Annotated in this window: 17 protein-coding genes and 1 pseudogene; 12 read left to right on the forward strand and 6 right to left on the reverse strand. The window is 66.2% G+C overall.

Annotated features, from left to right (window positions below):
- Window positions 1–409 precede the first annotated feature (409 nt).
- The 4 genes from ACT89H_RS06405 (at window position 410) to ACT89H_RS06420 (ending at window position 5099) form a co-directional block, all read left to right on the forward strand.
- Entirely contained in the window at window positions 410–2905 is a 2496-nt protein-coding gene (locus ACT89H_RS06405) for a xanthine dehydrogenase family protein molybdopterin-binding subunit (RefSeq protein WP_445107573.1), read from the forward strand.
- Window positions 2905–3729, forward strand: a complete 825-nt coding sequence (locus ACT89H_RS06410) for an FAD binding domain-containing protein (RefSeq protein ID WP_445107574.1) — start codon at window positions 2905–2907, stop codon at window positions 3727–3729. The genes ACT89H_RS06405 and ACT89H_RS06410 overlap by 1 nt, the downstream gene beginning before the upstream one ends.
- Window positions 3729–4202, forward strand: coding sequence for a (2Fe-2S)-binding protein (locus ACT89H_RS06415; RefSeq protein WP_445107575.1), 474 nt, complete (start codon window positions 3729–3731; stop codon window positions 4200–4202). The genes ACT89H_RS06410 and ACT89H_RS06415 overlap by 1 nt, the downstream gene beginning before the upstream one ends.
- An 81-nt stretch (window positions 4203–4283) precedes the next feature.
- On the forward strand, window positions 4284–5099 hold the full coding sequence (locus tag ACT89H_RS06420; RefSeq protein WP_445107576.1) for a PaaX family transcriptional regulator: 816 nt from the start codon (window positions 4284–4286) through the stop codon (window positions 5097–5099).
- A 114-nt stretch (window positions 5100–5213) separates the two neighbouring features.
- On the opposite strand, the gene ACT89H_RS06425 is transcribed toward ACT89H_RS06420, so the two are convergent.
- A complete protein-coding gene (locus ACT89H_RS06425) occupies window positions 5214–6380 on the reverse strand; it encodes a cupin domain-containing protein (protein WP_445107577.1) in 1167 nt (388 codons plus the stop codon).
- Between the two features lie 131 nt (window positions 6381–6511).
- On the opposite strand from ACT89H_RS06425, the gene ACT89H_RS06430 reads away from it, so the two are divergent.
- From ACT89H_RS06430 to ACT89H_RS06450, 5 genes are all read left to right on the forward strand, one after another.
- Window positions 6512–8245 carry an FAD-dependent monooxygenase gene (locus tag ACT89H_RS06430; RefSeq protein WP_445107578.1) on the forward strand — a complete coding sequence of 578 codons (1734 nt, stop codon included), beginning with the start codon at window positions 6512–6514 and terminating at the stop codon, window positions 8243–8245.
- Between the two features lie 67 nt (window positions 8246–8312).
- On the forward strand, window positions 8313–10475 hold the full coding sequence (locus tag ACT89H_RS06435; RefSeq protein WP_445107579.1) for an acetate--CoA ligase family protein: 2163 nt from the start codon (window positions 8313–8315) through the stop codon (window positions 10473–10475).
- Window positions 10472–11365: a fumarylacetoacetate hydrolase family protein gene (locus tag ACT89H_RS06440; RefSeq protein WP_445107580.1), complete on the forward strand. Its 894-nt coding sequence runs from the start codon at window positions 10472–10474 to the stop codon at window positions 11363–11365. The genes ACT89H_RS06435 and ACT89H_RS06440 overlap by 4 nt, the downstream gene beginning before the upstream one ends.
- 61 nt (window positions 11366–11426) lie before the next feature.
- Window positions 11427–11966: a cupin domain-containing protein gene (locus tag ACT89H_RS06445; RefSeq protein WP_445107581.1), complete on the forward strand. Its 540-nt coding sequence runs from the start codon at window positions 11427–11429 to the stop codon at window positions 11964–11966.
- 81 nt (window positions 11967–12047) lie between these two features.
- Complete coding sequence (locus ACT89H_RS06450; protein ID WP_445107582.1) at window positions 12048–12962, forward strand: beta-keto acid cleavage family enzyme; 915 nt, start codon at window positions 12048–12050, stop codon at window positions 12960–12962.
- On the opposite strand, the gene ACT89H_RS06455 is transcribed toward ACT89H_RS06450, so the two are convergent.
- Complete coding sequence (locus ACT89H_RS06455) at window positions 12940–13821, reverse strand: alpha/beta fold hydrolase (protein ID WP_445107583.1); 882 nt, start codon at window positions 13819–13821, stop codon at window positions 12940–12942. The genes ACT89H_RS06450 and ACT89H_RS06455 overlap by 23 nt on opposite strands.
- Complete coding sequence (locus ACT89H_RS06460) at window positions 13818–14315, reverse strand: ester cyclase (RefSeq protein ID WP_445107584.1); 498 nt, start codon at window positions 14313–14315, stop codon at window positions 13818–13820. Before ACT89H_RS06460 ends, ACT89H_RS06455 begins: the two co-directional genes overlap by 4 nt.
- A 139-nt stretch (window positions 14316–14454) precedes the next feature.
- On the opposite strand from ACT89H_RS06460, the gene ACT89H_RS06465 reads away from it, so the two are divergent.
- Window positions 14455–15255 carry a helix-turn-helix transcriptional regulator gene (locus ACT89H_RS06465; RefSeq protein WP_445107585.1) on the forward strand — a complete coding sequence of 267 codons (801 nt, stop codon included), beginning with the start codon at window positions 14455–14457 and terminating at the stop codon, window positions 15253–15255.
- 542 nt (window positions 15256–15797) lie between these two features.
- On the opposite strand, the gene ACT89H_RS06470 is transcribed toward ACT89H_RS06465, so the two are convergent.
- Genes ACT89H_RS06470 through ACT89H_RS06480 form a run of 3 tightly spaced genes read right to left on the reverse strand, consistent with a single transcriptional unit; the run spans window position 15798 to window position 17477 of the window.
- Window positions 15798–16802: a serine/threonine protein phosphatase gene (locus ACT89H_RS06470; protein ID WP_445107586.1), complete on the reverse strand. Its 1005-nt coding sequence runs from the start codon at window positions 16800–16802 to the stop codon at window positions 15798–15800.
- Window positions 16803–16857: 55 nt separating this feature from the next.
- Window positions 16858–17286 (reverse strand): hypothetical protein, encoded by a 429-nt coding sequence (locus ACT89H_RS06475; protein WP_445107587.1) that lies wholly within the window; start codon window positions 17284–17286, stop codon window positions 16858–16860.
- The gene (locus ACT89H_RS06480) at window positions 17283–17477 is read right to left on the reverse strand and encodes a hypothetical protein (protein WP_445107588.1); all 195 of its coding nucleotides are present in this window, start codon (window positions 17475–17477) and stop codon (window positions 17283–17285) included. Before ACT89H_RS06480 ends, ACT89H_RS06475 begins: the two co-directional genes overlap by 4 nt.
- Window positions 17478–17516: 39 nt before the next feature.
- On the opposite strand from ACT89H_RS06480, the pseudogene ACT89H_RS06485 reads away from it, so the two are divergent.
- Together ACT89H_RS06485 and ACT89H_RS06490 are read left to right on the forward strand one after the other, a co-directional pair.
- Window positions 17517–17765, forward strand: a pseudogene (locus ACT89H_RS06485) (tyrosine-type recombinase/integrase); the annotation flags it as partial.
- Between the two features lie 142 nt (window positions 17766–17907).
- The gene (locus ACT89H_RS06490; protein ID WP_445107589.1) at window positions 17908–18240 is read left to right on the forward strand and encodes a helix-turn-helix domain-containing protein; all 333 of its coding nucleotides are present in this window, start codon (window positions 17908–17910) and stop codon (window positions 18238–18240) included.
- Window positions 18241–18671 lie beyond the last annotated feature (431 nt).

Here is an 18671-nt window from a genome sequence, read left to right on the forward strand (position 1 = left end):
AACTCGCCGCGCTGCCCGGGTTCGCGCTCCAGAGCACCGAGACCGCCCGGACGCAACAGCGTCACAGACGGTTTCGCCCTGCGGTCGGTCAGGGACAACGGACCGCGCCTGCCTCCGACGATCAGGCACGGCAGCAACCGCGCGGTGCCGGAGCAACTGGGTGGGTGGCGTGAGTACCTGCGCGGGCACGCCCTCGATGGGGCCGCTGCGGTAGGGCAGGGTGAGCCCGGCGATGCGTCGAGGCTATGCGCGACAAGCGCTCGCGGCTATGCCTGTGGGTTCGGTTTCTGGGCTGGTAGCCCTTTGCGTGGTGTCACTGCGGGCCCAAATTGAAACTTTATATTTACGTTCGTCCCGAGTTGTGATACACATCATAGCGGAGTAGGCCCGAGCTCGAAGAGGAACTGTCATGGCTTATGTGGGAACCGCCATCAAGGGGACGAACAACGACCGGCTGGTCGTCGGGGGCGGCACTTACATCGCCGATATGGCACCAGCGGGGTCACTCAGCATGGCGGTCCTGCGCAGTCCCCATCCCAACGCCAGAATCCGCGGTATCGATACAGCTGCCGCCGAGGCGGTGCCGGGGGTCCGGATTGTCGTCACAGGTGCGGACATCCTCGCCGACACCGACCCCATCCCAGAGGCTATCGATACCCGCGCTCTCGGCGCGCAGTACAGCCCTTGGTACGCGTTGTGCGTGGAGCGGGCACGATATGTCGGAGAGGCGGTTTGCGCAGTCGTCGCCACCGATGAGGAGACCGCCAAATTCGCGGTCGGCCTGATCGAGGTCAGCTACGAGCTGCTGCCCGTGGTCCCCGACGCATCAGCGGCGCTGGCGCAGGACGCACCTCTGGTGGAACCGGGCTGGACCGATAACGTACTGATCCGGCAGAACATGGTGGTGGGCAACCTCGATGAGGTGTTCGCGAACGCACACGGAACAGTCGAGGGTGAAGTGCGCTCGGCCCGGATCCAGGCATCGCCGATCGAGACCCGCGGTGTGATCGCCTCGTGGGACAAGCACCGTAAGCGGACAACCTGCTGGTCGGCGACCCAGGCCCCGCACGTCCTGCGCACCTATCTGGCCAAGGCACTCCGGACGCGTGAGTCTGCCGTTCACGTGATCCAGCCGGATGTGGGGGGAGCATTCGGCATCAAATGCCCGACCACCCAGGAAGAGGTTTTGGTCTGCTATCTCAGCAAGCGGGTCGGAGCCCCGGTGCGCTGGATCGAGGACCGGCAGGAACACCTGCTCGCGGCCGGTCATTCTCGTGATGTCTCTTGCACCTACAAGGCATCTTTCGATGCCGACGGGCGGATCACCGGTTTACGTGCTCGGGTGGTAGCCGACGTAGGCGCGCCGATCGCCCTGGCCGGATGGGGGATGGCGTACGTGACCTGGCTGTGCATACCTGGGCCGTACAAGATCGAGAACCTCGATACCGAGCTGCTTGCTGTGGTCACCAACAAGGGGCCGTGGCAGGCCTACCGCGGCTATGGCAAGGACGCGGCGTCGTTCTTCCTCGACCGAATCATCGAACATATCGCCCGAGCAGGCGGAATCAGCTCGGCCGCAGTGCGACGAGCCAATTTCATTGCGCCCGAGGAGTTTCCGTATACCCATCCCAACGGCGCCACGCTGGACAGCGGCAATTACGCCGGCGCCCTGGACAAGCTCCTCGAACTGATCGACTACCAGAACTTCCCCGCCCGCCAGGCCGCAGCCCTGGCGGAAGGCCGCTACCTCGGGCTGGGCCTCGGCCAGGAGCTGACCCCGGAAGGGTTTTGCATGCCCGGCAGTCTCTACGCCGGCTACGAGGCAACCACGGTCAGGGTCAGTCCCGGCGGGGACGTGACCGTCCTGACGGGGGTTACCTCACCCGGCACCGGAAACGAGACCGGCATCGCCCAGATCGTCGCCGACGCGCTCGGTTGCCGCATACAACGCATCCGAGTCGTCCAGGGCGACACCGAGTCGTGCCCGATGGGTTCGGGCAATTACTCCTCTCGCTCCTTGATGCTCGGCGGCTCGGCTTCGCACGTCGCAGCGCTCACGATCAAGAACCAGATGATGAAGGTGGCCGCGTCGATGCTCGACGCACAGGACGAGGATGTGGTCGTCGCCGATGACGTGTTCACAGTGGCGGGAGCACCGGACCGGCAAGTCACCTTCGATGATGTGGCGACACAGGTATACCTGTTCCCGCATGGCCGGCATATGAACGGCACCGACCCCGGTCTGGACGTCACGCGGAGTTTCAAGATCGGGAACGTGTATCACCAGCCGGAGGTCGACGGACGGTTCAACGGATACCCCACCTGGTCCAACGCCGCGGCGGCAGCGATCGTGGAAGTCGACCCCGCCACGGGCGTCGTCTCGGTAGAGAAGTTCGCACTGGTCCATGACTGTGGCCCGATCGTGAACCCGCTGCTGGCAGAAGCGCAGCTGCACGGTGGCATCACCCAAGGGATCGGGGCGACGCTGCACGAGTTCATCGCCTACGACGACCAGGCCCAGCCCATCACTCGGAGCTTCATGGACTACACGATGCCCACCCCGAAAGAAGCCTACGACATCGCTCTCGCCCACCAATCCACTCCTTCGCCGTTCACTCCCCTGGGCACCAAAGGTGTAGGCGAGTCCGGTGTCGGCAGCCCACCGGGCGCCATCACCGCCGCCGTCGAGAATGCCCTGGCACCACTCGCGCAGGTCCAGCTCGACCACCTTCCACTGACACCGAGCCGGGTGTGGGGCGCGATACAAGCCGCGACGAAAGCGAACGGGCCTGGAAATGGGGTGCGCGGCGCGCGCAGCGAAATCGACGGCACCGTCCTCGGCGGAGCAGGCCGGGCCGGCACCCCGGACGGCGTTGTGCACGCCGACGCGACAGAGGTGAACTGATGCTGACCGACACCTTCGCGTTCCATGCGCCGACCTCCGTCGAAGACGCTATCGCGTTGCTGGGCGACGGAACCGGCAACGTCCTGCTGGGAGGCGGGATGAGCCTGCTGCCATTGATCAACCTGGGTATCCGCGAACCGGGCGGCCTGGTGTCCCTTGCCAAGGTCGAGGGTCTGGCCGGTGTCACGGAGACCGCGGGCGTGCTGCGCATCGGCGCGTCGACCACCCATGCCGGGCTCGCTGCCGACCCCACCGCGCGTGCCCAGTGTCCGGTGCTCGCCGAAGCAGCGGGGCTCATCGCCGACGTCCAGGTGCGCAACCGGGGAACGGTGGGCGGCTCTTTGGCGCACGGCTACCCGGGCGCGGAGTACGCAACCGTGATGTCCGCCCTGGATGCGACCGTCCATCTGCGGGGCCCCGCGGGATCCCGCAGCGTCCCCGTCCGGGAGTTGGTGCACAGTCGGTTGGTCACCGCGGTGCGGCCCGATGAGGTGATCACCCACGTGAGCGTGCCGGCGACCCCGCCGGGCATGCGCGCGGCCTACCTTCGCTTCTCCCGCGTTCAAGGCAATTACTCGACGGTGAACGTCGCGGTGGTGGTGACCGGCGAGCGGGTTACCTTGGGCATCGGAGGCGCCCTCGAGAAGCCCGTGGTGGTCGAGACCACCCAGCATGCCGACATCGAGAGCCTCGCCGGTAACGCTTGTGCCGGCGCCTACACCGATCACATGGCCAGTGCCGAATACCGCGTCGCGATGGCGGGAGTCCTGTCCCGTCGAGTTCTGAATATTGCCCTGACCAGGGCATCCGAAGTGGAGAAGTGATGAACGAGTACACCGTGCATGCCGTCGTGAACGGCGAGGCCGTGGAGGTCACGATCGATCCGCGACGCACCTTGGTCAGCATGCTGCGAGACGACCTGGGGCTGACCGGCACCCACATCGGCTGCAAGACCGGCAACTGTGGCGCATGTACTGTCGCCCTCGACGGATTGACCGTGAAGGCATGCTGTTTGATGGCCGCCGAGGTCGACGGGCGCACAGTGGAGACGATCGAATCGCTGAGCGCGGACGGCGAACTCCACCCCATCCAGGAGAAGTTCAGTGCGATGCAAGCTCTGCAATGCGGGTTCTGCACGCCGGGCATGGTGATGTCGGCGAAGGCCCTGCTGGACGCCAACCCCACCCCAACAGAAGACGAGATTCGGTCCGGGCTGAAGGGAAACTTGTGCCGGTGCACGGGATACCTCGCGATCATCGGAGCCGTCGGTAGTTGCTCGCGGCGGACCGGCTCCTAGGCTTCTGAGCGCATGTAGTCGTTGTCTGTCGCGCGGCCGCTCGAAGTCGGTCGGCCGCAACCGGAAAAAAAGGGGGCGCCTGTGCAAGCACGTTCAGTGGTCTTCGACCTGTTCGGCGGCTATATCCGCGACTCGGGCGGTGAGATCTCCCTGCAAAACCTGATCGCACTGTTGGAGTGCTTCGACGTGGCCGCGGACTCCGGGCGCGTCGTCATGTCCAGACTGGCCAGAGAGGGCTGGTTCGAGGTCAGGCGGGAACGGCGAACGAGTGTCTACACGCCCTCTGCCAAAGGATGGGACCTGCTGGACGAGGGTTTGGCACGTATCATGCACCGGCCGGAAACCGAGCAATGGGACGGACGATGGGTCGTGGCCACCTTCAGCGTTCCGGAGAAGGAACGAGCCGTGCGCACCCGGCTCAAAACCAAGCTCGCCTGGCTGGGATTCGGGCAGCTCGCCTCCTCGATCTGGATCTCGCCGCACGACCGCTTCGCCGACGCCGAAGAGGCTTTCGCCGCCGAACCCACGGCGCGCTATGACCTGTTCGAGGCGCGCGGCCGCGGCCCACGCAGCGACGCCGAACGTGCCGCGGCCAGCTGGGATCTCGACCAGCTCGCCGCCGACTACCACACGTTCACCGCTCGTTGCCACCACATCGTCGACAGGTCCGCGAGGTTGCATGGCCGAGACGCGCTCGTCGCCCGCACCGAACTCGTCCACGATTATCGCAAGTTCCCGTTCCGCGATCCCGGTCTACCGGCCGAGCTGCTTCCCCCGCAGTGGCCCGCCGGCGCGACGTTCGACGCGTTCATCGAGGCCTTCGAGGCACTCAGGCCCGAGGCGATGAGATTCTATCTGGACATCGTCGGGGCGGAGGGCGACGCGGCGACCGCCTGATCGGGTGAGCGACCAGGCGGTCGCCGCGGCCGGCATCGCTGGTGCTCGGACGCGCCCGGTGACCGGTCAGCATGCTCGGCCCCTCCGTGACCGAGCATGCTGACCGCGCCTGGTTCAGATATCGACGGCTTCCTCGCGGAACATCCCGAGTGCCCGGAGGACCGGCTCATTGGTGTACGACATCAGCAGCGCCTCATTCGACCGGGAACCGTTGAGGTGACGGTGGGTCGCCCAGCCGGGGATCGCGAAGATGTCCTTCGGCCCCCAACTCAGTACCTCGCCGTCGACCTCGGTTCGCCCTTCCCCGCCCACCACGTGATAGATGGTGGCTGAAGTATGCCGATGCGGCAGACCACGGAAACCCGGACGCAGCCGGGAGATCCGGCAGGCGGTCGTCGGCAGCACAGGGCCGCCGGTATTCGGGTTGGTGTACTCGAGCATGACGCCGTCGAACCGGCTGCCGACGGCGTCGTCACTGATCCCGGCGAGCGCCTTCGCCGTCTCCGCCCATGGGTAGTTCCCGATCGGGGAGTTGAGGCTGTCGGTGTGAAGCCAGGTGGGGTTGAGCCGACCGTGGATGAACTGGCGGCTGGACAGGTCGTCAGGAGTCGCCGAGGGCTGGACCCGTTCGTGATAGAGCTCGAAGAAGCCGGCTTCGAGTGCGTTGGTGAGGGGGTAGTCGAGGCCGTCGAGCCACATCATCGGCCCGTCACCTTCGTGACAGTGGTCGTGCCAGTGCCAACCAGGGGTCAACAGCAGGTCGCCCGGGCGCATGTGGATGCGCTCGCCGTTCACGGTGGTATAGGCACCTTCGCCTTCGATGATGAACCGGAAGGCGTTCGCGGTGTGCCGATGAGCCTGGGCTGTCTCACCGGGCAGGATGATCTGAATGCCGGCATAAAGCGAGTTCACGGTGGCCGGCGGCTCCGTCATGCCAGGGTTGACCAGCATCAGGACGCGCCGCTCGGCCTCCTCCAGGGACAAGGCACCGGCGAAATGCATCATGTGCGGGCGCAGCTGCTGGTACTCCCACAAATACGGGATCGCGCGGCTCTTGGGCTCGCTGCGGAAGAGTTCGCCGTAGTAGCGCCACAAGGGCGAAGCGCTCGAGGCCTCGATCGCCAGGTAGTGGTCGACGCTGCTATCTCCGGTATCTCCGGTATCTCCGGTATCTCCGCCCGCTGCTGGGCCGCTCGCGACCCGGGTGTCCGACGGCGACGCGTCGGTGGCGCCCCGAGGGGCGGAACGTTCGCTCGCTCCCGTGCTGTGTTGAGTGGTCATCGGTTGTCCTGTCTGCGGTTCGCCGGAGGCGCGATGGGTCACCTGACTCACCTTTGATTGAAACAAATCCTTGACCGATCGTCAATGAAATGTTTCAATTTCCTGTGACGGCGACCACAGAAGGGTTCAGCGTGAAGATCACCATCATCGGCGGGGGTCCCGGCGGGCTCTATCTGGCAGGTCTGGTCGGCGAGCGGGTACCCGAGGCCGACATCACTGTGTACGAACGCAACTCTCCCGAAGTGACCTACGGATTCGGCGTCGTTTTCAGCGAACCCACTATGCGAAACCTTCGCGAGCAGGACCCCGACGGATTCGCTTCGCTGTTCACCGGCGCGGCCCGCTGGCCCGGTATCGACATCCGCATCAAAGGCGAGCTCTGGCGGTGTGAGGGCAACGGATTCGCGGCTATCGAACGGCGCGAACTGCTCCGTTCACTCTCGGCACGCGCTGAGCATGCCGGGGCGAAGACCCACTGGAACACCGAGATCGGCCCGGGCGCGCCCGAGCTTTCCGACGCCGACCTCGTCGTGGTCGCGAACGGCGCCAACAGCGTCTGGCGCACCAGCCGCGCCGATCAGCTCGGCTCCAGCGTCGACACGGCCGCAGCGAAGTTCATCTGGTTCGGTGCCACCAAGGTCTTCGACGGGATGACGTTCCTGTTCGAACAGAACGAGCATGGTTGGTTCGCCGTGCACGCGTACCCGTACAACGACAAGGCGAGCACGTTTGTCGTCGAGACCGACGAGGACACCTGGCGCCGCGCGGGTCTCGACGCGTTCGACACCAGCCTGCCCCCGGGCGCCTCGGACACGGCCAGCGCCGGCTACCTCCAGGACTTGTTCGCCGAGCACCTCGACGGCGGGCACCTCATCCTCAACAACTCGCGGTGGGCGAACTTTCGCACGGTGCGGACCCGCGACTGGCGGCTGGATGACAAGGCGGTACTTCTCGGCGACGCCGCGCACACTGCTCACTTCTCGGTCGGCTCTGGCACAAAGATGGCCATGGAGGATGCCCTGTGCCTGGCACAGAAGGTTCAGGCCGTCACCGCCGGAGACCTCAGCCTGGCTCAGGCCCTCGCGGAGTACGAGACCGAGCGTCGTGCCGACGTGCGCAAGGTCCAGGACGCGGCACGGCCCAGCCTGTCCTGGTGGGAACACTTCGGTCAGTACGCCGAGATGTCACCGGCGCAGTTCACCGTCCATTTCCTGACTCGAAGCGGCCGGGTCGGGCGCCGGCGACTGCAGCGCTCGGACCCCGACTTCGCGAACAAGGCACTGACCCAGCTGCTGGGTGCGCCCGGAACGAGCATCCTGCGGTCCGAGGTCGAAGTCGCCGGTGGGGCCCGCAGCCCGTTGCGCCTGATCGCGCTCGACGCCACACAACCGGCCGGCCGGCGCGCCGACCCACATGACGTCGGTGACCGCAGCGCCACCACTACTGAGCCAGACGCGTGGACGATTCCCGACCTGGCAGATCGAGTGCGCCCCGGGACGGTGCGCGAGATCGTCATCGAAGCCTCGACCTCGCGCGCCGTGTGGGCCTGTTCCCCGGCCGAGTTGGACGGAATCGAGGACTTTCTCTCCTCGAGCAGCGACGTCCTCGATCCCGCGGCGATCGTGATCGTGGACTCGGCCGCGGCCGACCCGGCCGACCGCAATGCCGTCGTCGAGGCCCTCGTGGCGCAGCAGCGCGTATCGGAAATCGTCCGCCTCCGGCTCCACAAGACTGCGGTGCTGGTCCGCCGGGCTGCCACCGCGGACGACGCGGCCACACTCCTCATCGCCGGTCGCGCCGACCTGGTCGCCGTCCCGGCCGAGCGGGTCGCGGACCTTCTCGCGACCGAACTCGCTCCAGTCTGAAGGCTCGCAGCGCCGTGAATCGCCGGTGTCCGAGCGACTGAACTCACCGAATCCAGGAAAGGTCCTGATGACCACCACACCCACGGCCACACCGGCAGGCTCCGCGACCTCCGAGGAAGTGACGACCACCGCTGCCGCGAGCCATCGTCTCCGACGACTCTTCGATCCCCGCGTCATCGCGGTCGTCGGTGCCTCCGCATCCTCGAACAAAGCCGGCGGCGCCCTGATGGAAGTGCTCGAGTCCTTCCCAGGGCCGCTGTATCCCATCAACCCGTCCGCGGAGCACATCCACGAACGACGCGCCTATCCACGCATCAGCGACGTTCCCGAGAAGGTCGACCTGGCCATCATCGCGGTTCCGCCACCGGCAGTCGTGGGGGTGATCGAGGACTGCCGCGAAGCCGGTGTCGGCGCAGCCGTCATCTGTACCGGAGGCTTCGCGGAGTCCGGCGCGGACGGCAGGCGGCTGCAAGAAGAGGTGGTCGCGGCGGCGTCCGAGGCAGGCATCCGGATCCTCGGCCCCAACACCTCGGGCTTCATCGTTCCGTCCCGCTCGGTCCACGCCACCTTCATGCCGGCGGTACACGGACTCACAGCTGGTTCGCTGGCAGTGGTGGCACAGAGCGGCGGAGTGAACCTCGCCTCGGCGTTCATGGCTTCCCAGCGTGGTTGCGGTATCAGCCTCGCCGTCGGCTTGGGCAACGCGGCCGACGTCGATTTCGTCGAGGTCCTGGACTACCTGGCTCGAGACGACGCGACAACCGCGATCGCCCTCCATGTCGAGGGCGTTCCCGACGGGCGTGCGTTGATGGATGCCGTGCGCAGGGTCACCACGCGCAAGCCCGTGGTGGCGTTGCAGGTGGGGCAAAGCGATGTCCGTCATTTCGCCAAGTCACACACCGGGGCCATAGCCGGCAACTGGGCCGTCGCCCGCGCCGGGCTCGAGCAGGCCGGCGCGGTCGTCGTCGACAGTCTCACCGACCTCATCGATGCCGCCTGCGCGCTGTCGGTAATGCGGTTGCCGCCCAATCCGCAGCCGGGCATCGGCATCGTCACCGGGCAGGCCGGGCCCGGACTCATCATCACCGACGGTCTGTCCACGGCAGGAGTGCGTATCCCCGAGGTTTCCGTCGCCACCACCGAGCGGCTCAGCAGGCTTCTTCCACCCTTGACCTACCAGCGCAACCCGGTCGACACCGGCCGCCCCGGACCGACCTTCTTCGAGGTCATGACCGCCCTCGGCGACGACGCCGAGATCGACGCGCTCGTGGTGTACGCCCTGCAGGAGGCCGGCACCGCCGAAGTTGTCGACGCGTTGCGCAACTCCAGCTGCCGCGACCTGCCTCCTGTGCTGATGGTGACCGGAGGACCCGAGGACATCGTCACTGCTCAGCGGGACACGCTGCGCGCGGCCGGCTACGCGACCCTCGACGCTCCCGACCGGGCCGCGTTCGTGATGTCCGCGCTGGTGGCCGACGCCCGGGCACGTGCTCGCCTGGCACTCGCGTCCGAGGGCCGGGCCGACCACCGTGCGAACTCGGATATCGGGCGCATCGCGGGCCACGGCCTCTTGGATGAGTACGAGGGCAAGGACTTGCTGGAGCAGATCGGAATCCCGACGCCGCACCGAGCCGTGTGCCACGATGCGCAGGGAGCCGAGCAGGCGTTCGCCGACATGACCAAACCCGTCGTGGTGAAGGTGCTGGACGCGAACCTCACCCACAAGAGCGCGGCCGGTGGTGTCCGGCTCGGTGTCACCACCCGTGAGGAGTTGCACGACGCGCTCGCCGCGACCGCTGCCGCCGGAACGAGCGGGGCGCGATGGTTGATCGAAGAGCAGGCCCCATCCGGCATCGAACTCATCGTCGGCGGCGTCCGAGACACCGCGTTCGGTCCCGCGATCCTTCTCGGCGCCGGCGGCACCACCGTCGAGTGGGGCGTTGCTCCCCAGATCCGGATCGCACCCCTGACCGAGACCGAGGCGGCCGCAACGGTGCAGGCTCTTCCGCCGCCCCTGGTCAAGGCCCTCGGCGACCAGCGCTGTGCCGAGCTCTGCGAGCTCGTCGTCCGGGTCGCGACGTTCCTCGCAGATCACCCGGAGATCGCTGAGCTCGACATCAACCCCCTACGTGCCACCGACACCGGTTTCGTGGCGCTCGACGCGGTCTTCCGGCTCGTCGACCCAACCAGTCCCACCGACGACCCGACACACGAGAGGAACCACGGATGAAGTTCGTACGGTTCGGCGCCGACCAACTCGGCGTCATCGCCGGGGACGACGTCATCGACATCTCTGGCCTGGTGGAACCCGCAGCGGGCGGCCGCCTCCACGCGTGGATCGAGGCCTCCGGCGCCGGCGCCGCGCTCTCCCCCGGCCAACTGTCCGGGTTGCCGCGTCTGGCACTCGCTGACCTGCCCCTTACCTGCCCGCTGCCACTGCCGCCGAAGATCATCGCCGCCCCGGTCAACTACCTGGACCACAAAGCCGAGATGGAGGTCGAGCACACCGTCGCCGACCTCGGCATCTTCCTCAAAGCCCGGACGAGCGTCATCGGTCCGGGCGAGACCGTGGTGCTGCCTTACACAGACAAGCGGTTCGACCAGGAAGCCGAACTCGGCGTCGTCATCGGCTCCCGTGTCCGCGACATCGCTCCCCACGACGCGCTGGACGCGGTCTTCGGATACACCTGCTTGTTCGATATGAGCATGCGCTCGACCGAGGACCGCTCAACCCGCAAATCCTTCGACACCTTCACCCCCATCGGCCCCTACGTGGTGACCAGAGACGAGGTGCCCGACATCGCGGCTCTGCACATGACGTGCTCGGTGAACGGAACTGTTCGTCAGGACACGAGCCTTGCCGACCTCATCTTCGACGTGCCCACGTTGATCGCCTACGCGAGTTCGGTGATGACCCTCGAACCCGGCGACATCATCGCGACCGGCACCCCCGCCGGGGTCGGCGCCGTCGCGGACGGTGATTCCCTCGTCATGGAGATCACCGGGCTGGGCCGGTTGGAGGTCTCGGTCTCCGCCCGTGACGCTGTGCCCTACGAGGAACGCCCAGGGGCACGCCTGACACCGCGTACGGTCGGCAACCGACTGGGTTCGTCCGCCTGACCAGCGGCTCGACGGTTATCCGGTGCTCGTGCAGGGTGGCACGGCAGAAAGAAAGAACGACATGGCAGAAAACATCCCCGTCTCGCGGAACGGTATCCGCCCAGCCGACTCCGTACAGCGCTTCCGGCGTCTCGTCACCGGCGTGGGCCCCGACGGGAAGTCCCGGTTCGAGGACGACGCACCGGGCGTGCACCAGCACGTCATCGCCGATCTCGACACATTCGTCTACACCAACCTGTGGCGAACCGAGACCACACCCGTCGACAACAGCGGCGCCGTCGATGACGGACTCGCCGAGCCCACGGGCATCGCGCCGCCGCCGAACGGCAGCGTGTTCCGCGTGGTGGAGTTCCCGCCCGACAGCAGGTGGGACAAACGAGACGGCACCGCCGAGCGGATGTACCACTCCACCCCGTCCCTGGACTACGCCATCGTCCTCAACGGCGAGATCTACGCGGTCCTCGACACCGAGGAACGCCTGATGAGCGCCGGCGACGTCCTGATCCAACGGGGTACCGCCCACTCATGGTCGAACAGAAGCGACAAATCGTGCGCGGTCGCATTCGTTCTCATCGGCGGCACCACCCAACCCCCGAGCTAGAACGGCGGGGTCCGTCCCGCCGGCCCGGTCGTCACACCGCGCTATGAGCGGTGGCTGCACTACAATTCGAGGAGAAGTTCAATGTCGAACAAAGTCATCATCACCATCGCCCCCACCGGCGGGGTGGCCAGCAAGACCCAGAACCCGCACCTGCCCACGCAGCCCGAGGAAATCGCCGCCGACGTCTACGACTGCTACAACGCCGGGGCCAGCGTCGTGGCGGTGCACGCGCGCCGCGTGGACGACCTCGCCACCTGCAACGCCGACATCTACCGGCGTATCAACACCGCCATCCGCGAAAAGTGCGACATCGTCATCAACAACTCCACCGGCGGCGGCACCACCGGCGACATGCTTATCGAGACCGAGGAGAACGGCTGGGAGGTTCCGTTCGCCGAGCGGCTCAAAGGCATCGACGGCGGCGCCGAGATGTGCACCCTGGATCCCCTGACGATGGTCGCCTCGTTCGACGGCAAGGAAATGGTGATGAACACATCACCGTCACGTATCCGAACACTTGCCGAGAAAATGCTCGAGCGAGGTATCAAGCCCGAGTGGGAAGTCTTCAACGCCCCGCACATCTTCCAGGACGTTCAGGCATGCATCGACGCAGGCCTCGACGAGGCGCCCTACTACGTGAACATCGTGCTGGGCATGCACAAGGGCTTCCAGGGCACGATGCCCTACTCGCCTCGCTATCTGCAGCAGATGGTCGATGTCCTACCCAAGGGCTCGCGGTTCTGTGTGACCGGCATGGGGTCGGCCCAGCTGCCCGCCGCCATCAACTCCCTCCTCCTGGGTGGCAACATTCGAGTCGGTCTGGAGGACAACCTCTTCTACAAGAAGGGAGAAGTCGGGACCAACCTGCAACTCCTCGAACGCCTCGTCCGGATTGCCGGTGACATGGGCTTCGAGCCCGCGACGCCGGCCGAGGCACGCGAGATGCTGGGTCTTCCGCTCGCGCACGCCGACGTCAAGCCGGACTTCGCCGTCTAGCAGAACCAGCTGGGTCGAGATCCGATACGAAGCGAACGAGCTCGCTCGCGAAGCGACCGGGGTCGTCGAGAAACGGCGCGTGCCCGCCGTCGCGGTATTCGTGCACGCTCGCCCCGGGGACGAGATCAGCGAACGCCCTAGACGATTCCGGTGTGACAATGCGGTCGGCATCGCCGAAAGCCACCCCCAGCGGAACACCGGAGTCCTGCCAGACATCGTCGTTGTCCAGTTCCCGGCCGAGCATCGCCGCGCGGACGTGCGACGGCACCGACAGGGCGGCACCGAGCCGCTCGTAGGCTTCGGCGTCACCGAACGGTCTCGTGCTGATCAGGTCGAGGAACTGCCGGGTGGCCGGCAACAACTCCGAAATGTCGGTGGCAAGCAGGCCTGGCACGAGCTGGAGGAACGACGGGTCGAGCAGGTCGACAGCCTCGGCGGTGCCGATCTTTCGCAAGGGGGCGACGAGGTAGACACCACTCACCCGATCCGGACCGTACTTGCGGAGGTAGTCGCCGACGATCATGCCGCCGTAGGACCAGCCCACGACCGCAGGTGCGGTCGTGGTGCAGCGGTCGATCACGGCGTCGAGGTCGTCGGCCCACTGGTCCGCGTCGCTGTAGCTCTGGTCCGCGGGGTCGCCGGATCGTCCATGACCGCGAATGTCGAGGGTGATGACGCGGCGCTCGGCGGCCAGACGATCGACCTGATCGGCCCACACCAGGCTATCCGCGCTCATACCGTGCACGAACAGGATGCTCGGCGCTGCAGACGGTCCGTGCGTGCGCACATGCAGTGGCGTTCCGTCGGTCGAACGGACCACCGTGGCTCGGCCGTGCTCGGCCGCGGTCGAGGCCGTCATGCCGTGGCCTTGACATCGTCAGCAAGCCCAACGCCGGTGGGACCGTCCTCGCCGCGTAGTTGGCGCAGCAAGGTCTCGGTGTCGAAGTAAACCCGTTCGACCAGCAGCTTTCCCGCCTCGTCGTCGGTCTCCCCGAACAGGTAGAACGCCGCGAGCTCGAACGTGACGCGGTTCCCGGTCGGCACGATGCCGGCGAAATCACCTTTGTGCGTAGCCGTCACGGTAACCTCCCGGATGGAGCACCCTGGCACGTCGTACTCGTGGGTCACCGTGAGCTGGAAGTCGGGGAAGGAGGACTCGAACGCGGCGTAGAAATCCTGGACTCCGGTGAAGCCCTCGTAGCGAGCGCCGAACGGGACGACGTCGTAGTAGGAACGCTGATCGCGGATGAACGTCTCCCACACCTGTTCCCAATCGTGAGCGTTCTCCCCCGCCATATGCTGCGCGACCGTCCTTCGCTGTAGCTGAACCTTCTCGGCGTCGGTGATCGACATTGATCTTCCTCCTGTGCAGTGGCGAGAGATGTTCTCGCCGTTACGTAATGCTGTGCCGTCCGTCACGGCGCCGCTATGGGACGAAGGTGGAACACGACCGGTCTTGAGCTGACCGGCGGTTGCGGGGGACGATGCATGCGTGCGACCACCGGCGACCGAGCGTTCGAACCTGGAACGGCGGGACTACCAGCGCGTCCTTGCCGTGCTCAGGCAGTGCGAGGATGCCGAGGACGCCGACGCCTTCCGCACCACGCTGCTGGCCGCAGTCGCCGAGCAATTCGGGTACGAACACCTGACGTTCTTTCTTGGCCGTCATCCGTCGTCCCAGATCGACCTGCGCGACCCGGTACTGCACGGGGTGGCCGAGCCGTTGATCGACCGGTACCTGGCCCGCTTCGCTCGCGACGACGTCTTCGCCGCCGCAAAGGCGCGCGGGCTGCTCCGCGCTTACGGTATGGCGTGCCTGCCGCACCTGCTCGATGGTCCCTTGGCTCCGGCGCAGGAGGAGTACATCCACACGTTCCTGCACCCGACTGGAATCACCGACAAGGTCATGTTGTGGCTGGACACCGAACTGCCCGTGCATGGGTTCCTGGGTGTCCTGTCCGCGGGCGACCGTGACTTCGACGAGCACGACAGAGCACTGTTGGCAGAGCTACGTCCGCACCTCAGCTACCTGTTACGGACACACCTGCGCTATTCGACGACCGTCATCGACCCTTCGCCACTGACCGTTCGCGAGCACGAGGTGGCGCGCTTGGTCGCCGATGGATGGTCGAACCGGGCAATCAGCCGCCATCTCGACGTCGGCGAATCAACGATCAAGAAACACGTGACCCGGGTACTGGCCAAGTGCGGAGTTCATTCCCGCACCGAGCTTGCGGTGGTGTGGCGTCACGCCCACGCTGGAGCCGCGCGAGATGAGACGACCTCCGCGTAGCAACACTCGCCCGAGGACGGCATCCAGATCGGGCACGCCGTGTTCCGACCGCCCCCGTCGGAGGTGGTCGGCTACCCGGGCGCATCCCGAATCTCGCCGGTTTTTCGACGATTACTGCTTGCGATCGCTATTTCATCTGATGATGAACTCCGACTACCTGGCAGACCGGGATCCGCGTCGGCGCTGAGCAGGCCGGGGCGCTGACGTTCTGGAGTCGAGGCGGGGCGCTGAGAATCATAGCGGCAGTGGAGGTTCTGGGCACCTGTGTTGACCTGCACACTTGCGGGGCGATTTCATCTAATGAAGGATCTCTTCGTCTGATGTAAGTGGTTCGTGAAGGGGTTGATGCCGGTGTCGCGGGATATTCTGGCGCCGGGTGCGGCCCGGTTGCAACTGGTCGACGGTGTCTCTCTGCTGCGGCCGGACGAGCAGGTGTTCACCGCGATGCTCTTCCCTGTCAAGTCAGCGTGTTGAGATCTTGAAGCCAGGTCTCCCTGCTTGTCGTTTGAGTTGGTAGCGAGAAGGCATGGCCTCGGTCTGCGTCACAGATTGGTGTATTCCGCGTGGATGTCACCGCCGAACAGTTTCCAGTAGAAGGCGTTCATCTTCGCGGCGGCAGGTGCATGCCGGGTCAGGATCGCGGCCACCGCGGGCGGAACGTTATCTGGGATGCGGCCGGCGGCGCACTGGAGCACGTACTCGTTGCGGGCGACCGGGCCGCCGCTGGACGGTGTCAGCACCCCGCAGACGTCGGTCACCAGCCAGTTGACCAGGCGCATGGCGGCGTAGTCTGCGTCGTGAGTGGTGTGACGCTCGGCGAAGTCTCGTTCAGCGGCCGACAGGTCGAAATGCGGCGATGTGGCCAGCCCGAAGTCGCTGAGATAGATCTGCTGTCCGTCGGTGCGCATGTTGCCGAAGTGGCCGTCCATGTGCAGCAGGTCCCGCTGGCGCAGGAACGTGACGATCTCCGAGAACTGCTGTTCGACTGTGGCGGCCTTGCCCACAGGGTTCTCTCGCAGCCAGTCCGTTATCGGGTGTGGGATGTACTCGCAAAACAGCACGAGACTGCACGGTGCGGCGGCCAGCGCTTCGAGGCGAGCCCGCACCGCCCGGGAGTCGCCTTTTGCGGTGACAACCGCGTCGATGTCAGCGTGTTCGGCTGCGATCGGCGGACGGCCGGGTAGCACTCGCCAGTGGTAGAGCATCGGAAACGACTGTGTCTCACCGGCTAGGACGGCGTCGGTAACCAAAATGTTCGCGGCCAGCTCTCGCCATGCGTTGAAGCTTGGGCCGCCGATCCCGTACTGGCAGAACATCGGCAGGTCGAACAGGTTCGCTGTGGAATCCCGGTTCGCGAGCTCCCGATCGGTCAGCGGGATTCGTTTGGCGAACACCGGCACGCCGTCGACATCGATGACTGCCGAGCCGCCGCCGACACCCAGGTTGGTCTCCCGGCTGGTGTCGACGAGTGCAGCGAGCTCAATGTCACTGCGGGAAGCCAGCAAGGCCGAGAGTCTTTGGTGGCGAGAGTTTTTGGAGACTGTCATCGCGCGAGTCTGCCACGTACCGGACCGTTGACCGGTTGCGGTGTTGAGGTTGTCCTCAATGCCGACGATCGTCTTCGGTTCGGTGCGACCACCTTCTTCGAATCGGGATGACCGTAGCGCTGGGGTTCGCCAGCGCCTCTTGCAGCGCCTGGTTCTCGAGCGTGAGTTGATTCACCGCCCGGACGAGGGCGGGGACGTCGGTGCGAAGTTGGGTGAGTTCGGCGTTCTTGTTCGCGATCGTTTTCTTCAGTGTGGCGATGGTGGCCCGGAGTTGGGTCTCGGCCTCCGATGGCGCCCCGCGTTCGGCGACCCGCGCGTAGAACTCGTTCTTCAAGTCCGTATGTCGTTGTGTGAGAGCGTTTCTGGGGACATCTGCCTCCAGGGCGGGGGCGACGATCGTGAGCGCACCATTGGATCGCTCGGCGGCGCCAGACAGGATGCGGTCCATCGCGGCGCGGATTTGGTCGCGTTCGTCGGTGTTCATCGCGCGTCCTCGGTCGCGGTGATTCGGGTGCGGTCATGGGTGTCGGCGTAGCCTCGAAGTTTGTCGGCGTTGGCCCGCAGCCGATCTTCGGGTTGCGCCGCAACGAAACCCGCATGCTCGACGCAGTCGATTTCGGCCACAACCCCGAGGGCGCGGAGTTCGGCGACTACGGGGTGGTCTACGTCCGCCACGGCAAGGCCAAGAAGGGCTCCCCACCGAAGCGGCGCAGCATGCTGACGGTCTGGCCGTGGTCGGCGGAGATCCTCGAGCAGTGGAACGAGGAGGTTCGGCCGTTGCTGCCGACGGCGGCGCAGGGCGCGTGCTGGCCGTCCGAACGCAGCGCCCGGATCGGATTCACCCAGATGAACACCCGTTTCGCCGCCTACCGCGACGCGGTCGGCCTCGATGCCGCGCTCGATTTCCACTCGCTGCGCCGCTCCTACGTCACCCACTTGATCGAGGACGGCTGGGATCCTCGGTTCGTCCAGGAACAGGTCGGTCACGAGCACGCGTCCACGACCTCGCTCTACGCCTGCGTGTCCTCGGACTTCCGCACCCGGACCCTGCGCCGAGCGCTGGACGCCACGATGGACGCGCTCCTGAAGCCAGCCGGGAGGGCCGATGAAACGTCAGATAAGCTACCAGTGGCGGCTGCGCGAAGTGATGGCCACCCACGGCATGTTCGCCGCGACCGACCTCGAACCTCACCTGCACGATCGGGAGATCAACCTGTCCTCGGTCCAGGTCTGGCGCCTGGTCACCCAAACCCCGGAACGGCTGTCCATGCCGGTACTGGCGGCGCTCTGCGACATATTCGACTGCACCCCAGCCGATTTGATCGCCACCAGAGCCGAGAACGTCGCGCCTCGCAAGGCCGCCTCAGCCGGGCCGAACGTGGTCGACATGGCCGCCACGATCCGTCCCAAGCGGGCTCGCATCCGACCCGACCGATGAGCCTGCCGCCCAGTCGTGAACAGCTCGAACGGTGGCAGAAACGCGACTGCGTCCGCTGCGGCCGGCACGCCTACGTCGCGGCCTGGTGGCCCGACGGCCCGTCCTGCCGCACCTGCGGCGACCGCGCGCTGCGGGTCCGTGGCTGCTGCCCGGGCTGCGGCCAGGACCGCGTCCTGCCCGGGCTGACACCGGAGCGGACCCCGATCTGCCGGATGCGCCGGCTTCCGGCTCTCGGTCGCCTGCGTCCGCTGCGGCACCGAGGGAAAACTGCACCGCGGCAAACTCTGCAGCCATTGCTCCCTCGTCGACCGGCTCCAAGGCCTGCTCGACGACGGAACCGGGCAGGTCCGGCCCGAACTGACGCCACTGTTCGACGCCCTGACCGCGATGCAGAACCCGCTCACCGGCGTGACCAGGCTCTACAACCCCTA

Source organism: Nocardia aegles (assembly GCF_052545135.1).

Coding starts and splice junctions, on each gene's coding strand:
- ACT89H_RS06405 (WP_445107573.1), top strand. CDS start 410: ATGGCTTATGTGGGAACCGCCATCAAGGGGACGAACAACGACCGGCTG.
- ACT89H_RS06410 (WP_445107574.1), top strand. CDS start 2,905: ATGCTGACCGACACCTTCGCGTTCCATGCGCCGACCTCCGTCGAAGAC.
- ACT89H_RS06415 (WP_445107575.1), top strand. CDS start 3,729: ATGAACGAGTACACCGTGCATGCCGTCGTGAACGGCGAGGCCGTGGAG.
- ACT89H_RS06425 (WP_445107577.1), bottom strand. CDS start 6,380: ATGACCACTCAACACAGCACGGGAGCGAGCGAACGTTCCGCCCCTCGG.
- ACT89H_RS06435 (WP_445107579.1), top strand. CDS start 8,313: ATGACCACCACACCCACGGCCACACCGGCAGGCTCCGCGACCTCCGAG.
- ACT89H_RS06440 (WP_445107580.1), top strand. CDS start 10,472: ATGAAGTTCGTACGGTTCGGCGCCGACCAACTCGGCGTCATCGCCGGG.
- ACT89H_RS06445 (WP_445107581.1), top strand. CDS start 11,427: ATGGCAGAAAACATCCCCGTCTCGCGGAACGGTATCCGCCCAGCCGAC.
- ACT89H_RS06450 (WP_445107582.1), top strand. CDS start 12,048: ATGTCGAACAAAGTCATCATCACCATCGCCCCCACCGGCGGGGTGGCC.
- ACT89H_RS06455 (WP_445107583.1), bottom strand. CDS start 13,821: ATGACGGCCTCGACCGCGGCCGAGCACGGCCGAGCCACGGTGGTCCGT.
- ACT89H_RS06460 (WP_445107584.1), bottom strand. CDS start 14,315: ATGTCGATCACCGACGCCGAGAAGGTTCAGCTACAGCGAAGGACGGTC.
- ACT89H_RS06470 (WP_445107586.1), bottom strand. CDS start 16,802: ATGACAGTCTCCAAAAACTCTCGCCACCAAAGACTCTCGGCCTTGCTG.
- ACT89H_RS06475 (WP_445107587.1), bottom strand. CDS start 17,286: ATGAACACCGACGAACGCGACCAAATCCGCGCCGCGATGGACCGCATC.
- ACT89H_RS06490 (WP_445107589.1), top strand. CDS start 17,908: ATGAAACGTCAGATAAGCTACCAGTGGCGGCTGCGCGAAGTGATGGCC.